Genomic DNA, 14,429 nt, shown 5'->3' on the forward strand with positions numbered 1-14,429 from the left:
CTACCCCGATTTAAGGTGGAGGCTGGCTTGTCCGCGAAGGCGGTGTGACCTTCAGCATTGAGCTTGGCTGCGCTGGCGTCATCGCGGACAAGCCCGCTCCCACAAGGGATTTCGGTTAGCCAAAGAACCAGTAGCAAATGAAGATCGCGCCGACGACGCCGGCAAACTCCGCCAACAACGCACACCCCACGGCATGTCGCGCCCGCTGGATGCCCGCTGCGCCGAAGTACACTGCCAGTACATAGAACGTTGTTTCCGTGCTGCCCTGAATCGTCGCCGCCACCAGCGCCGGGAAGCTGTCCACCCCGGAGGTCTTCATGGTCTCGATCAGCATCGCCCTGGCGGCGCTGCCGGAGAACGGTTTGACCATCGCTGTGGGCAGGGCATCGACAAAGCGCGTGTCCCAACCGGCCCACTCCACCAGGTGCCGAATCCCGTCGAGGCCGAAGTCCAGCGCCCCGGAAGCCCGCAACACGCCGACTGCGCACAACATTGCCACCAGATACGGCAGCAAGTTTTTGGCCACGTCGAAGCCTTCTTTGGCCCCTTCGACGAACGCTTCGTACACCTTCACTTTGCGCAGCGCGCCAATGATCAGGAACAGCATGATCAGCCCGAACAGTGTCAGGTTGCCGAGGATCGAGGACAGGCCGGCCAGCGCGGTCGCCGAGAGCGTTGCCAGCAGCGCCATGAAGCCACCGAGGGCTAAGGCGCCGGGAATCAGGTAGGCGAGCACCACCGGGTCCCAGATGCGCAGGCGTTGCATGAAGGCCACTGAGAGAAAGCCGACGATGGTCGAGCAACTGGTGGCCAGCAGGATCGGCAGAAACACCAACGTCGGGTCCGGCGCACCTTGCTGGGCGCGGTACATGAAAATCGTCACCGGCAGCAGGGTCAGGGACGAGGCGTTGAGCACCAGGAACAGGATTTGCGCGTTGCTGGCGATGGTGGTGCTGGGATTGAGCTCTTGCAGCGCCTTCATGGCTTTCAAGCCAATCGGTGTGGCTGCGTTGTCCAGACCCAGGGCATTGGCGGCGAAGTTTAGGGTGATCAGGCCAATGGCCGGGTGCCCCGGCGGCACTTCCGGCATCAGCCGCAGGAACAGCGGCCCCAAGGCCTTGGCCAACCAGTCCACGATCCCGGCTTTCTCGGCGATTCGCAGAAACCCGAGCCAGAGCGTGAGGGTGCCGAACAGCAGGACCATGACCTCGACCGACAACTTGGCCATGGCGAAAATGCTTTCCACCATTGCCGCGAAGATCCCGGCGTTGCCACCGATCAGCCACTGCGCCAGCGCCGACACGGCGGCCACAATGAAGAAGCCAAGCCACAGCCCATTAAGCATCAGTCAAATCCCCCGAAGAATGCGGCGAATGATAGCGGGGTAGCCAGAAACGACAAACCCCGGATTTCTCCGGGGTTTGTTTTGGCGCTGCATCAGGTTTGTTGAACCCAATGCTATGGGCTCGCCTCAATGCATCTAACGCTGTCGCGCAGGGTCATGCATCAGTTGCTGGAGGATTCACCCGCCGGCAACTTAGTCTTGGTGCGCCAGTGCGGCAGCGAGTTCCAGTAGCGCTCGCCCTTGGCATCGTCGTACATGCCTTCCCAGCGAGAGATGACCAGCACCGCCAAGGCGTTGCCGATCACGTTGAGTGCGGTACGGGCCATGTCCATGATGCGGTCGACACCGGCAATAAACGCCAGGCCTTCCAGCGGAATGCCCACGCTGCCCAAGGTCGCCAGCAGGACCACGAAGGACACGCCCGGTACGCCGGCGATGCCTTTGGAGGTGACCATCAGGGTCAGTACCAACAGCAACTGCTGGCTGATGGACAGGTCGATGCCGTAGAGCTGAGCAATGAAAATCGCCGCGATGCTTTGGTACAGCGTTGAACCGTCGAGGTTGAACGAGTAACCGGTCGGCACCACGAAGCTGCAAATGGCTTTCGGCGCGCCGTAGGCTTCCATCTTCTCAATTACGCGCGGCAGCACGGTTTCAGAGCTGGCGGTGGAGTAGGCCAGCACCAGTTCATCCTTGAAGATGCGCATCAGCTTGATCACCGAGAAGCCAAACAGGCGAGCGATCAGGCCCAGCACCACGAAGGCGAAAAAGGCGATGGCGAAGTAAACCAGCAGCACCAGTTTGGCCAGTGGCAGCAGAGAGGCGAAGCCGAAGTTGGCCACGGTCACCGCGATCAGTGCGAAAACGCCGATAGGGGCGTAGTTCATGATCATGTGGGTGACTTTGAACATGCTTTCGGACACGCCCTGGAACATCTTCACCAGCGGTTCGCGCAGGTCCGATTGCAGGCTCGACAGACCGAGACCGAACAATACGGAGAAGAAGATGATCGGCAGCATCTCGCCGCGGGCCATGGCCGCGAAGATGTTTGACGGGATCAGGTTGAGGATGGTTTCGACGAACGCGTGTTCATGCTGAACCTCGGCGGCGGTGGCCTGGTACTTGGAAATATCCACTGTACCCAAGGTGCTCAGGTCGATGCCGGTGCCCGGATGGAACACGTTGGCCAGCACCAGACCCACCAAAATGGCGATGGTGGTGACGACTTCGAAGTAGACGATGGTCTTCAGACCGATGCGCCCGAGCTTTTTCGCGTCACCCACGCCGGCGATGCCGACGATCAGCGAGGAGATCACGATCGGGATCACAATCATCTTGATCAGACGGATAAAGATATCGCCTGCTGGTTGCAGGACGTTGCTGATCCACCATGCTTTTTCGGCACTGAAATGGTTGAGCAGCGCACCGATTGCTATCCCCAATACCAGACCGATCAGGATCTGCCAGGCGAGGCTAAGCTTTGCCTTCTTCATATCGTTACCCTTACTTGCGTTTGACTCAGGCACATGCGCGAACTGGAACGCTCAGTGGCGGAAAAGTTTGTGCATCTGCCCCCGTATAAGGTGCCCCGAAGCGCGCAATTGCAGCTCTTCGGCAGGCGAAAAAAGGCGCAACTATTCCGACGCAAGCAACTGACGTCTAATGCCGTAAACGCCTACCCTATGCCGAATCGGCATGAGCCTTTTCAAATGAAACGGGTGTCTCAGCCGGTTCGAATACGACATTTCGGCAGGCAAAAGTGCCGTGAACCGGTCATTTGAGAGCGAATTTTTTGTTTACTGATCAGATGAATTGAAGTCGAAACTTAGGGAAAAGCCTACGTCTGAAGACTAAAAGTCTTTCAATTAAAGAAGGCGCTTTATCGATATACGGTCACACATAGACGGGCTAAAAGGTTGGGCGGGGAATATGCAGCATAGCGCGATGAGCTGGATGCTCTAGATCAACGTTTTGCACGTTGAAGCTCTTCGCACGTTCGCCGAGCCGCTAGTGGGTCGGCGAACATGCGTCGCAGCTTTTTCCTGCCCCGGCCCTTGCGCAGGCACTCACTGTGCCCGTAGGTCACTCCGACCCTGAATCAGTCAGAACGTCCCAGCCCCTTGGTCATGCGCCTGCCTTCCTCAGGCGGCGCAATGGCAAGAAGCAATGCTGCCCCTTGCGTGTGACGAACTCAGTACCAGTTTGGATCTTTTTTCAGCTGTTCCATCAACAAGTCCTGCATACCCTGGTTGGGTTTGCCGAGGAAGCGATAAGTGGCATGTCGCGTGGGCGACTTATCAGCCGGTAGCCCCGTGGGTACTTCGACCAGCATGGCGTAGGCATCCTTCTTGTCGAAGCTGAACGCCACGATCAGGCGCTTGTTCAGGCAGGTCTGCTGTGTCTCGCACAGAGGTCCTACCAGGTATTTGTCGCCGTTTTCCTGCACGGCATTCATCTGGTCGGCGGCGCCGGAGAGGTTCATTACCCACTCCGGCAGCCGCTCTTCCTTCTTGACGACGTTTGTCCAGGTTTGACGGTAATGCGGATCCGAGTTCAGCAATTCGCTGACACGGGCCTGCCCGTCATTGGCCGCCATCGCCATGGCACTACCGCCCAACAGCAGGGCGGCTGCCAGTGTCTTCAACCTCACGTTCATGGTCAGCCTCGACCGCGACGGCCGAAGAAGAACGAAGCAATGAACATCACCAGAAACACCACAAACAGAATTTTGGCGATGCCGGTAGCGGTGCCCGCGATACCACCGAAGCCCAATACGGCGGCGATGATGGCAATGATCAAGAATGTAATTGCCCAACTCAACATGGTGATTCTCCTTACGCTTCTATTTTAGAGGGGTGACGTGTGGTGCCTGTCCCGGCGCACTGAGCGCGCCAAGTTCGTTTGCTTAAAATACCCAACGTTCCTGACGTGGCATCTCTTCCACAGGCTGGGCCTGGTCGACGTCCATCATTCGCAACGGTGTGCTGTCGGCCGGTTTACTGCTGACGGCGCTGAAGTGGGTTTGGCTCGGGTGCTGAATCGACAGGCGCGGCGCTTCGGTCTGCTGGCTCTGCTCCCAGCGTGCGAACTGCTGACCGCCGATCAATGTGATCAAGAGGGCGAGTACAGCAAACAGGCCTTGCTGGATGTGCATTGGCGAGATACGCAATTGGGCGGCACGTTGACGATTCATCCTGAAGCTCCTCCCACACTGGTGGTGTCTGGTTAAGGGCCTTCGTATTTACTTAAATGCCCTGACATAACCAGACTATTGCAGCCTGCATGCCAGTTTTTATTTAAGAAAATATTCAATTAAATCAGTGTGTTGTGATTAATATTGAAAATGCTTGAGACGCATCCTGCACGATGGCGCGCTGATCGTCGTGCGTAATGCACGATAGTTGCGTAGGAATTTTCATTTTTTTTGAATTGAGAGGAGGGTGCAGATGTCAGACATTCGTGCAGATAATCGCCTGCAGGCTGGATTTTTTGTAAAAAACCAAATAAATCAGGCTGTTAGCTAGAGTGCGAGCACATAGCTACCCTGCTATGGTTGGAATGGATCAGAATCAACCATGCAACTTGCCCGATTTTTCCGGGACTAACGAAGATTAATGATTAAGGAGCGTAGGAAAATGGAATCAGCCACTGAGCACCAAGGCCGCATTCTGCTGGTGGACGACGAATCCGCCATCCTGCGAACGTTCCGCTATTGCCTGGAAGATGAAGGCTACGCCGTCGCCACTGCCAACAGCGCGGCACAGGCTGATGCTTTATTGCAGCGCCAGGTGTTCGATCTGTGCTTCCTCGATTTGCGCCTGGGTGAGGACAATGGCCTGGATGTGTTGGCGCAGATGCGTATTCAAGCGCCCTGGATGCGTGTGGTCATCGTGACCGCGCATTCGGCCGTAGACACTGCGGTCGATGCAATTCAGGCGGGCGCCGCTGACTATCTGGTCAAGCCTTGCAGCCCCGATCAACTGCGTCTCGCCACCGCCAAGCAATTGGAGGTGCGCCAGCTCTCCGCTCGGCTGGAGGCGCTGGAAGGTGAAGTGCGTAAAACCAAGGATGGCCTGGACTCTCATAGCCCGGCCATGAAGGTGGTGCTCGAAACGGCTCGCCAAGTGGCGGGCACCGACGCCAACATCCTGATTCTCGGTGAGTCCGGGACGGGTAAAGGCGAGTTGGCCCGGGCTATCCATGGTTGGAGCAAGCGTGAGAAAAAATCCTGCGTCACCATCAATTGCCCGTCACTGACCGCAGAACTGATGGAGAGCGAGCTATTCGGCCACAGCCGAGGGGCGTTTACCGGTGCCAGCGAAAGCACGTTGGGGCGCGTCAATCAAGCAGATGGCGGGACGCTATTTCTCGATGAAATCGGCGATTTTCCCCTCACATTGCAGCCAAAGTTGCTGCGTTTCATTCAGGACAAAGAATATGAGCGCGTGGGCGATCCGGTCACCCGGCGTGCCGACGTGCGCATCCTTGCGGCCACCAACCTCAACCTTGAAGACATGGTCCGTGACGGGCGTTTCCGTGAAGACCTGCTTTATCGCCTGAACGTCATCACCCTGCACCTGCCACCGTTGCGCGAACGCAGCGAAGACATCTTGAACCTGGCAGACCGGTTTCTGGCGCGCTTCGTCAAGGAATATGCGCGTCCGGCCCGGGGTTTCAGCGATGAGGCCCGCGAAGCATTGCTCAGCTATCGCTGGCCGGGCAATATTCGCGAGCTGCGCAACGTGGTGGAGCGGGCGAGCATTATCTGTCCGCAGGAACGGGTCGAGATCATCCATTTGGGGATGGCTGAACAACCAGTCAATAACGCGCCGCGGGTGGGCGCCGCACTGAGCCTGGATGAGCTGGAAAAGGCTCATATCGGTGCTGTATTGGCGACGGCCGGAACCCTGGACCAAGCGGCCAAGACCTTGGGTATCGATGCTTCCACGCTTTACCGCAAGCGCAAGCAGTACAACTTGTGAGCGGGATCCGATGAAACTGGCGATGAAGTTGCGTACCCGGCTGTTCTTGAGCATTTCGGCACTGATCACTGTAGCGCTGCTCGGGCTATTGCTCGGGCTGGTCAGTGTGATGCAGATGGCCGGGAGTCAGGAAACGCTGATCCGCAGTAACTTCGTCACCCTCGAGCTGGGGCTCAAGCTGCGCCAGACTTTGGGCGATCAGTTGATCATCATGCTCAACGATAAGCCCGATCCCTCCGCATTCGCCGCGTCACGACAGCGCTACTTGCAAGTGCTTGACGAGGGCATTGCCCATGAGCACGCAACGCAGGCCTCGACGTATGGGTTCAGCCAGGCGAAGACTGACTACCTAATCTTTCTTCAGGCTCTGGATCAGTCACGTGGCCCGAACCATCTGCTGAGTGGCAACGATGACCTCAAGGAAAAATTCAATACGCTGCGCAATGGCCTGATTGCCGAACACAAGCGAGCGCTGGACGATATCAATGAGACTCAGCGCAAGGCGCGTGACCGGGCGCTGCTGGTAGCGGGTCTGTTGGGGTTTGTCGGGCTGGCAGTGCTGATTATTGGTTTTATCACCGCCCATGCCATTGCGCGTCGTTTTGGCGCGCCGATCGAGGCGCTCGCCCAGGCGGCGGACAACATTGGTCAGGGGAATTTCGAGGTAACCCTACCGATTTCATCGGCGGCGGAAATGAATCAGTTGACCCGGCGTTTCGGGATCATGGCCGAGGCCTTGCGTGAGCACCAGGCCACCAACGTCGACGAGCTTATGGCCGGTCAGCAGCGTTTGCAGGCGGTGCTCGACAGCATCGACGATGGCTTGCTGATGATCGACCGCGAAGGTCATCTGGAACACCTCAACCCTGTCGCTCAGCGGCAATTGGGTTGGGACTCTGATCGGCGTGGCGTAGGGCTGGGTACAGCGCTTGAGCGTCCAGAGCTGGATGACCAACTGCAACTGGTGCTACGTGGCGGTACGTTGGAACGCGCGCCGGACGATTTGAGCATCGAGATCGATGGCGAGTCCCGGTTACTGACCTATAGCCTGACGCCGGTCAGCCATACGCAGGGGCATATTGTCGGCGCGGTCATGGTGTTGCACGACGTGACGGAGCAGCGCGCCTTCGAGCGGGTGCGCAGCGAGTTTGTGTTGCGTGCCTCCCACGAGTTGCGCACGCCGGTTACGGGGATGCACATGGCGTTTGGCTTGTTTCGCGAACGGGCGAGTTTTCCAGAAGAGTCGCGCGAAGCCGATTTGCTGGACACGGTCAATGAAGAGATGCAGCGGTTGATGCAACTGATCAACGACTTGCTGAACTTCTCTCGCTACCAAAATGGCTTGCAGAAACTTGTCCTGGCGCCGTGTTCCATCGAAGACCTGTTGACGCACGCCCAAAGCCGTTTCGCTGGTCCGGCTGCCGAGAAAGGGGTCGACCTGCTACTGGAAGTGCAGGGGCCGTTACCGCGATTGCAGGCGGATCAGGCGCAGTTGGATCGAGTGCTTGATAACCTGATCGACAATGCGCTTCGCCACACGGCCCGAGACGGGCAGATTCGGTTGCAGGCTCGGCGCCACGGAGAGCGTGTGATTATCAGCGTCGAAGATAACGGCGAAGGCATTGCCTATGGCCAGCAGGGACGCATTTTCGAGCCGTTTGTGCAGGTCGGCCGCAAGAAGGGTGGCGCGGGGCTGGGCTTGGCGCTGTGCAAAGAGATCGTGCAATTGCATGGCGGACGAATGGGCGTCTATTCACGACCGGGGCAGGGCACTCAGTTTTACATGGCGCTGGCGGTTTAACTGTTTACGTGTCGTCATCCAGGCGCCTGCCGCTCAGGCGGTGACCACGGGTGATCAGTTCGATGAACTGCACCGCGCTCAGCGCATGGGCGAACAGCCAGCCTTGACCGAACTTCACCCCTTCACTGCTTAAAAATGTCGCCTGAGCTTCGTGTTCGATGCCTTCGGCGATGACCTTGAGATGCAGGGCTTGGGCCATGTGAATGATGTGTGGTGCTACGCCGCTGCTGGCCGCGTCATGGCCCAGTGCATCGATAAAAGCTTTGTCGATTTTCAGGCAGTCCACGGGCAGCGTCTGCAAGTACGCCAGGCTGCAATAGCCGGTGCCGAAGTCGTCGATCAGCACCTGATGGCCAACATCGCGCAGCGCTTGCAGGTTTTCCCTGGCGACCACCACATCGATCAATCCGCGCTCCGTCACTTCAAAGGCGATTTGCTTGGCCGCGACGTGGTGCAGGGTCAGCAGGCGCGCCATCACCTCGCCGATACGCGGCACCATCACATCGCAAGCCGCCAGGTTGACTGAGATGTACAGCTGCGGATTGGCGCGCAGCAATTGCCCAAGCTGTTCGAGCAGGCGCTGCAAGACGAAGTCGGTCATTTGGCGGATCTGCCCAGTGTTCTCAGCCATGGGTATAAACAGGTCAGGGCTGGTCAGAGTGCCGTCCGGTCGTCGCCAGCGCAGCAGGGCCTCGGCGCCGACGCAATGGCGGCTGTCCAGGTCGAAGATCGGTTGGTACAACACCTGCAACTCGCCGCGCCGTATCGCACCGTGCAGTTCGGCGTCCAGGGATTGGCGTTGGCGTACCAATAAAAAAACCAGAATTCCCACGCAAGTGCCCAGCGCGAGGCTAGCCGGCAACAACCACCACCACGCTGCGGGTATGCGCATCCCGGTGCGAGGGGTGATCAGTACCCATTGATATTCGAGGTTGTCGGTGGGCATGCGGTAAATCAAGCGGTTGGGGGTGACGAGCAACGCATCGCGGCTTTTCGGCGGCCAGCTTTGTGTCGGCGGCCAGGTTTGCGCGGCGCCCAGTACCGGGATGGCGCGGGCCCCGTGGTCAAGGACGACGAGCAGGCTGCTCTGGGGAGGCAGGTCAACCATATCGGTCAAATGCCCGCGAGATGTCGAGACGCGAAAATTGCCGCGCCCCAGCATCAGTGCGGCACGGTTTTCGTCGGGTTCGGTGGTGGTGTTCAGCCAGTAGCTGTACGTGGGGCCTTTGAAGTCCGGCGTTCGAACTTCCGGCAATCCGTCCTGGCGCGGGCGGTTGGAGCAGACGCGTGAACCATCCTTGTAGGCGGCTTCATACACGAAGCGATAGCTGAAGCTGATCTGCTGCAAGGTCGCGATCATTTCATCATCACAGCTACGCAGCGGCTGGGCCTCAAGGTCGTCAAGGCTCTCGCGTAGCTGTCCGAACAGTTGCTCAAGGCGTGCCAGAAAGCGCGCACCTTGAGCGTTCATCTCCTGGCTTTCGTTTTGCTCTACTTGGTGGATCGCGACAAACAGGCTTCCGGCCATCAACAGGGTTGCGCTCAGGACGGCCGCCAGCATCGCCAAAAACCAGGGGCGATAGAACCAACTATGCAGCGTCTCTCGAGCAGCAGGCATATTCAAAGATCCGAAGATTTACCAATGAGTTATAGCTCCTGATTGGGAAATAGCCCGGACCGTCGGGCGGGCGTCATTATTTTGTCTTGTTCAACACCTGAAGAATGGCTGCGCTTTGCGCATCCGGCGTGCCATCGAAGCGAGACGGGCGGTAATGCATCTGGAAGGCCGCTAATACGTGGCGGGTTGTGACGTCCAGCTCGCCGGTCTGCGCTATTGCGTAGCCCAGCTGCGCCAACTCTTGCTGGAACCAGCTGATGCTCGGCAGTTGTGTTTCGAACAGGGTGGTTTGGCGCGCGACAGCCTGCTCGTCTGGCCAGACACCAAGGCCTTCAGCGGCCAAGCGCTTCCAAGGGAACAGCGGCCCCGGATCTTGTTTGCGCAGCGGAGCGATGTCGCTATGGCCGATGATGTGCTCTGGGGTAATGCCGTGGCGTTTGCTGATGTCCTTGAGCAGAACGATCAGCGACTGGACCTGGGCTTCACTGTACGGATACCAGAGGCGTCCGGTGGGAGTGTCGTGGTAGCCCGGATTGACGATTTCGATGCCGATGGAGCTGGAGTTGAGCCAGGTCCGACCTTGCCACTCGCTTTCCCCGGCGTGCCAGGCGCGTTGGTTCTCATCCACCAGTTTGTAGACGGTGGCGTTCTTGTCGTCCCCGACCAGGTAGTGGCTGCTAACTTGGCCGTGCGTTAGTAGTTGCAGCGAGCGTTCCAGGGACGCGGAGGTGTAATGCACGATCACGAACTGCGCGCGGCTGTCGTAATTGACGGAAGGATGGCTGGTGTCGTAACGAGGCGCGCTAGCGCAACCGGCCAGCAGCAGAAGGGACGAAACGAGGGCAAAAATTTTCATGGCGGAAGGTATACGCTTAGGACAGTAATGCAACAGTGTAACGTAATGATTTACTGGGAGACTGCCAAAGGCTTGCTTTAAACAAAATGCAACAATTAGCTCTCAGCCCGTCTCCACTCGGTTGCGCCCGGCATTTTTGGCCCGGTAAAGCGCCTGGTCTGCTCTTTTGAGCACCAGATCGCTGTGTTCGCCGGGTTTGAAGGCAGTGAGCCCCATGGAAATAGTGATGGTCACTCGCTCGCCCTTGAAGTGAAAAGGGCAGGCCTCAATGGCAGCGCGCAAAGTTTCCAGCAGCTTTGCCCCGACTGCTGGCACCGTAGCAGGCATCAGCAGCACGAACTCCTCGCCACCAAACCGGGCAATGAAATCGGTTCCGCGCAAGCGTTTGCGCAGCACGTTGGCGATTATCTTCAGCACTTTGTCGCCGGCCAGGTGGCCGTAGTTATCGTTGATCCGCTTGAAATGATCGAGATCGAGCATGGCCAGTAACAGCGAGTTGCCGTGCTCTTGCCATTGGCCGATTTCGTGATCCAGTCGTTCGCTCCAGGCTGCGCGGTTGGGCAGCCCGGTCAACGGATCAATCAGGGCTTTCTGGCGCTGTACTTCAAGGTGCTCGCGATAGCCCTGGGCTTCCTGCTCCATGTTGGCCACCCGTTCGGCGAGGCTTTGCAGGCGTGCGGCCACTTCCTGTTCTCGCTCGTCGCGTTGCTTCTGGTGCTGATCCATTGTGCCAAGCAGGCCTTCGAGATGGCTTTCCAGTACCTGCTTGAGGTCCTCCAGATCGGCGGCGTCATGCATGCTGGTTTGCAGGCCGTCAACTTGTTCGCGGATTTGGTTATCCAGCGCTTGCGCCGCTGAACGGTTGTCGGCGTGGCCCGCGCTGGCGGCTTGCAGGTTGCTCTGGAATGACTCAAGGCGTTCATTGAGTTGCTGTAGATAGGCTTCGAATTCGTGCTGGCCGCTGTCGGTAATCGCCAGCATCAAGGTCGCTAGATCATCGAGGATCGGCAACAGTTCGTACCAGTTCAAGCCATTGCGCAGGCGATCTCGCATGGCCTCGGCTTGCGGATGATGACGTTCCGGCAAGGTCAGGTCGTCAAGTAGACCCAGCAGCGTGTCCTCAATATGTTTGGCCACGGAGCTGTAGGACGGCTCCGGTGAGTCCGGTAGCGCATAGAGAATATCTTGCTCCGGGTGCTCCGGATCGATGACGGCCAACGCCATGGCCATCGCGGGCGGCAGGGGCAAGCTATCGAGGAAGACGGGTGCTTGCAGGCTCGCTTCAGGGGGAAGTGATGGAGTATCGGCGACGTGTTGGCCGTGCAAGGTCTGCATTACCGGCGGGGCGCTCGGCTCGTCAACGGGCGCGACAGCCTGCGTCATAACTTCTGGTTCTGCGGCTTTTTCGAGCGCAGGCGCTGCAGTGGCCTGCGGCTCAACAAGGGGCGGAACCGCTGTCACAGCTTGCGCTACCGGCAACGGCGCAGCGGGTGTCGGGAGCGCCAAGGGCTCTGGAGCCGCGGCGACGGCAGCAGTAACGCCGGACGAGGTTATGTGTTCGGATGACGGTTGCGCGGGAGGCTTGTCGGCTGCGGGTATAGCCTCAGGCGCTGCCGGTGCTGCAGTGGGCGTCGGTGCTGCAACCGGTTCATCGGGGCGCTGGACGGGTGTTTGCGCAGCGGTGGCGGTGGTCGGTGGCGCTGAATCATCCGTTTCCCGACCACCGAACAACCGTTGCAGCAAGCCAGGACGCCCAGGCTCGGTCGGGTGTTCCAGTTCACTCAGGGCTTTGCCTTGCAGGCCACTTAGCTCGCTGAGGAGCAACGGAATCTCACGTGCCTGGCCGACACGCCCGTCCAGTTGCTTGGCAAAGCTCTTGAGTGGTCGGCTCACTTCCCGGGGTAACGGTAGCGCCTGGAGCTGCGCCACCAACGCATTCAGCGCAGCGCTGACCTGATCGGCTCGGGTTTCCCGGCGCTGTTCAGACTCAAGCACGGCTTTTTCCAAGCGCGGCAGCAAGGCGGCGAGCCCGGCGTCCATGTCGTCGGTACGCACTACTTCGCGCATTTCCTTCATGCACTCGTCAACTGCGCGATCGGTGCCCTCGGCCGCGAGAGTGCTGCGCACCAGGCCCCGACGCAGTAGATCGAGCCGAGCGTCCCAGCGCCGCTCGAGCTTTTCCTGATGCTCGATGCTTTTAAGGTACTTCTCTTTCCAGCGCTGTGCTTCGTCGCTCATTCATGGGGTCCGCAAGGGGCAGGAATCAGCGCGGGCAATGCATCAGCCGTGAGCGAACCCGGCAGACGAATCTCTACCGCGACCGGCAGGTGATCAGAAATCGGTTGTGCCAACACCTCGACCTTTTCAAGGGTCAGGGTCGGGCTGAGCAGAATGTGGTCCAGGCAGCGCTGAGGGCGCCAGCTTGGAAAGGTAGCTTCCAGTTGCGGCGCCAACAGGCCTAGGTCGCGCAACGCGGAGTTTTGCAGCAGGTCACTGGCGTGGGTGTTCATGTCGCCCATCAGCACCTGGTGTTTATAGCCGCCGATCAACTCGCGGATGTAGGCCAGTTGCAGGTTGCGCACACGGGCGCCGAGGGCCAGGTGCATCATTACCACCACCAGCGCCTCCGGACCTTCGCCGAAGCGCACCAGAATAGCCCCGCGACCTTTTGGTCCCGGCAGCGGATGATCCTCAATCGCCCAAGGGCGCAGACGGCTGAGCACACCGTTGCTGTGCTGGCCGAGTCGCCCTAGATTGCGATTGAGTTGCTGATACCAGTAGGGGAACGCCCCGAGTTGTGCCAGGTGTTCGACCTGATTGATGTAGCCAGATCGCAGGCTGCCGCCATCGGCTTCCTGCAAAGCGACCAAATCGAAGTCGCCCAGCAGGTTACCGATCTTTTGCAGATTATCGGCGCGCCCGGTATGCGGCAGCAGGTGCTGCCAGCCTCGGGTCAGGTAGTGCCGGTAGCGCTGGGTACTGATGCCTACCTGGATATTGAAACTGAGCAAGCGCAAACGACTGTCTGCGGGCAGGCCCGTTGATTCGAGGTGGTGCTCGTTGATCTGCGGTTGATGCAGACCGACGATGCGTTCAGTGCCCCAATGGCGCATGGCAGACCCGCGCTTAGTTGGCGGCGGCCTTGGTTGCCGCTCGCTCTTTGGCGATCAGTTTGTCAGCCAGTTGCAGCGCTTGCTCGGCGCCACCGGCGGAGCCGATGTCAAAGCGATACTTGCCGTTGACGATCAGCGTTGGAACACCGGAGATTTCATACTTCTTGGCCAGCTCACGCGCTTGTACGATCTTGCCCTTGATGGCGAAGGAATTGTAGGTCGCCAGGAATTTGTCCTTGTCGATCCCTTGAGTGGCCAGGAACTCAGCCATTTCTTCCGGCGTGGTCAAGCGCTTGTGTTCTTTCTGGATTGCCTCGAACACTGCCGAATGGACCTTGTTTTCGACGCCCATGGCTTCGAGGGTCAGGAAGAGTTGGCCATGAATATCCCATGCGCCGCCGAACATGGCAGGTATACGCACGAAATTCACGTCTGACGGCAGTTTTGCAGCCCAAGGGTTGATCACCGGCTCAAAGGCGTAACAATGCGGGCAGCCGTACCAGAACAGCTCCACCACTTCGATTTTTCCGGGCTCGGCGACTGGAACCGGGTTACTCAGTTCGACATAAGGTGCGGCGGGGGCTTCTGCCGCCTGGACGTTCATGCCGAACAGGCTGGCAGCGACAAGTGCGGCGCTGATGATCAGATTACGCATGCTTTACTCCTGGACAAATTTGATCGCCTCGCGTGACTTGTTTTCAGACAGGTCATGGT

12 protein-coding genes are annotated in these 14,429 nt (G+C 58.8%); 2 read left to right on the plus strand and 10 right to left on the minus strand.

The annotated features are described in order from the left end of the window. Positions 1–115 precede the first annotated feature (115 nt). The 5 genes from RHM68_RS26155 to RHM68_RS26175 form a co-directional block, all read right to left on the minus strand. Positions 116–1,345 carry a nucleoside recognition domain-containing protein gene (locus tag RHM68_RS26155; RefSeq protein WP_322219858.1) on the minus strand — a complete coding sequence of 410 codons (1,230 nt, stop codon included), beginning with the start codon at positions 1,343–1,345 and terminating at the stop codon, positions 116–118. Positions 1,346–1,506: 161 nt separating this feature from the next. Further along, positions 1,507–2,838 (minus strand): glutamate/aspartate:proton symporter GltP, encoded by a 1,332-nt coding sequence (gene gltP, locus RHM68_RS26160; RefSeq protein ID WP_322219859.1) that lies wholly within the window; start codon positions 2,836–2,838, stop codon positions 1,507–1,509. 698 nt (positions 2,839–3,536) lie between these two features. Further along, positions 3,537–4,001, minus strand: coding sequence for an inhibitor of vertebrate lysozyme family protein (locus RHM68_RS26165; RefSeq protein WP_322219860.1), 465 nt, complete (start codon positions 3,999–4,001; stop codon positions 3,537–3,539). A gap of 2 nt (positions 4,002–4,003) precedes the next feature. Beyond that, a complete protein-coding gene (locus RHM68_RS26170; protein WP_003177151.1) occupies positions 4,004–4,168 on the minus strand; it encodes a DUF1328 domain-containing protein in 165 nt (54 codons plus the stop codon). Between the two features lie 82 nt (positions 4,169–4,250). Continuing rightward, positions 4,251–4,538, minus strand: coding sequence for a hypothetical protein (locus RHM68_RS26175; protein ID WP_322219861.1), 288 nt, complete (start codon positions 4,536–4,538; stop codon positions 4,251–4,253). 442 nt (positions 4,539–4,980) lie between these two features. On the opposite strand from RHM68_RS26175, the gene algB reads away from it, so the two are divergent. Continuing rightward, entirely contained in the window at positions 4,981–6,327 is a 1,347-nt protein-coding gene (algB, locus tag RHM68_RS26180; RefSeq protein ID WP_322219862.1) for a sigma-54-dependent response regulator transcription factor AlgB, read from the plus strand. Positions 6,328–6,337: 10 nt separating this feature from the next. Next, positions 6,338–8,128, plus strand: a complete 1,791-nt coding sequence (locus tag RHM68_RS26185) for a KinB sensor domain-containing domain (RefSeq protein ID WP_322219863.1) — start codon at positions 6,338–6,340, stop codon at positions 8,126–8,128. A 4-nt stretch (positions 8,129–8,132) separates the two neighbouring features. On the opposite strand, the gene RHM68_RS26190 is transcribed toward RHM68_RS26185, so the two are convergent. From RHM68_RS26190 to RHM68_RS26210, 5 genes are all read right to left on the minus strand, one after another. After that, positions 8,133–9,746, minus strand: a complete 1,614-nt coding sequence (locus RHM68_RS26190; protein WP_322219864.1) for an EAL domain-containing protein — start codon at positions 9,744–9,746, stop codon at positions 8,133–8,135. 76 nt (positions 9,747–9,822) lie between these two features. Next, positions 9,823–10,602 carry an N-acetylmuramoyl-L-alanine amidase gene (locus RHM68_RS26195; protein ID WP_322219865.1) on the minus strand — a complete coding sequence of 260 codons (780 nt, stop codon included), beginning with the start codon at positions 10,600–10,602 and terminating at the stop codon, positions 9,823–9,825. A 102-nt stretch (positions 10,603–10,704) separates the two neighbouring features. Beyond that, positions 10,705–12,840 carry a diguanylate cyclase gene (locus RHM68_RS26200; protein ID WP_322219866.1) on the minus strand — a complete coding sequence of 712 codons (2,136 nt, stop codon included), beginning with the start codon at positions 12,838–12,840 and terminating at the stop codon, positions 10,705–10,707. Next, on the minus strand, positions 12,837–13,715 hold the full coding sequence (locus tag RHM68_RS26205; protein WP_322219867.1) for an endonuclease/exonuclease/phosphatase family protein: 879 nt from the start codon (positions 13,713–13,715) through the stop codon (positions 12,837–12,839). The genes RHM68_RS26200 and RHM68_RS26205 overlap by 4 nt, the downstream gene beginning before the upstream one ends. Before the next feature lie 13 nt (positions 13,716–13,728). Then, on the minus strand, positions 13,729–14,370 hold the full coding sequence (locus RHM68_RS26210; protein WP_322219868.1) for a thiol:disulfide interchange protein DsbA/DsbL: 642 nt from the start codon (positions 14,368–14,370) through the stop codon (positions 13,729–13,731). Positions 14,371–14,429 lie beyond the last annotated feature (59 nt).

The sequence above is a fragment of the Pseudomonas sp. DC1.2 genome, from assembly GCF_034351645.1.
Lineage (GTDB): Bacteria > Pseudomonadota > Gammaproteobacteria > Pseudomonadales > Pseudomonadaceae > Aquipseudomonas.

Bases quoted from the DNA above. Each gene is read 5' to 3' on its own strand.
- RHM68_RS26165 (WP_322219860.1), bottom strand. From the start codon at position 4,001: ATGAACGTGAGGTTGAAGACACTGGCAGCCGCCCTGCTGTTGGGCGGT.
- RHM68_RS26195 (WP_322219865.1), bottom strand. From the start codon at position 10,602: ATGAAAATTTTTGCCCTCGTTTCGTCCCTTCTGCTGCTGGCCGGTTGC.
- RHM68_RS26200 (WP_322219866.1), bottom strand. From the start codon at position 12,840: ATGAGCGACGAAGCACAGCGCTGGAAAGAGAAGTACCTTAAAAGCATC.
- RHM68_RS26155 (WP_322219858.1), bottom strand. From the start codon at position 1,345: ATGCTTAATGGGCTGTGGCTTGGCTTCTTCATTGTGGCCGCCGTGTCG.
- gltP (WP_322219859.1), bottom strand. From the start codon at position 2,838: ATGAAGAAGGCAAAGCTTAGCCTCGCCTGGCAGATCCTGATCGGTCTG.
- RHM68_RS26185 (WP_322219863.1), top strand. From the start codon at position 6,338: ATGAAACTGGCGATGAAGTTGCGTACCCGGCTGTTCTTGAGCATTTCG.
- RHM68_RS26175 (WP_322219861.1), bottom strand. From the start codon at position 4,538: ATGAATCGTCAACGTGCCGCCCAATTGCGTATCTCGCCAATGCACATC.
- RHM68_RS26210 (WP_322219868.1), bottom strand. From the start codon at position 14,370: ATGCGTAATCTGATCATCAGCGCCGCACTTGTCGCTGCCAGCCTGTTC.
- RHM68_RS26170 (WP_003177151.1), bottom strand. From the start codon at position 4,168: ATGTTGAGTTGGGCAATTACATTCTTGATCATTGCCATCATCGCCGCC.
- RHM68_RS26190 (WP_322219864.1), bottom strand. From the start codon at position 9,746: ATGCCTGCTGCTCGAGAGACGCTGCATAGTTGGTTCTATCGCCCCTGG.
- RHM68_RS26205 (WP_322219867.1), bottom strand. From the start codon at position 13,715: ATGCGCCATTGGGGCACTGAACGCATCGTCGGTCTGCATCAACCGCAG.
- algB (WP_322219862.1), top strand. From the start codon at position 4,981: ATGGAATCAGCCACTGAGCACCAAGGCCGCATTCTGCTGGTGGACGAC.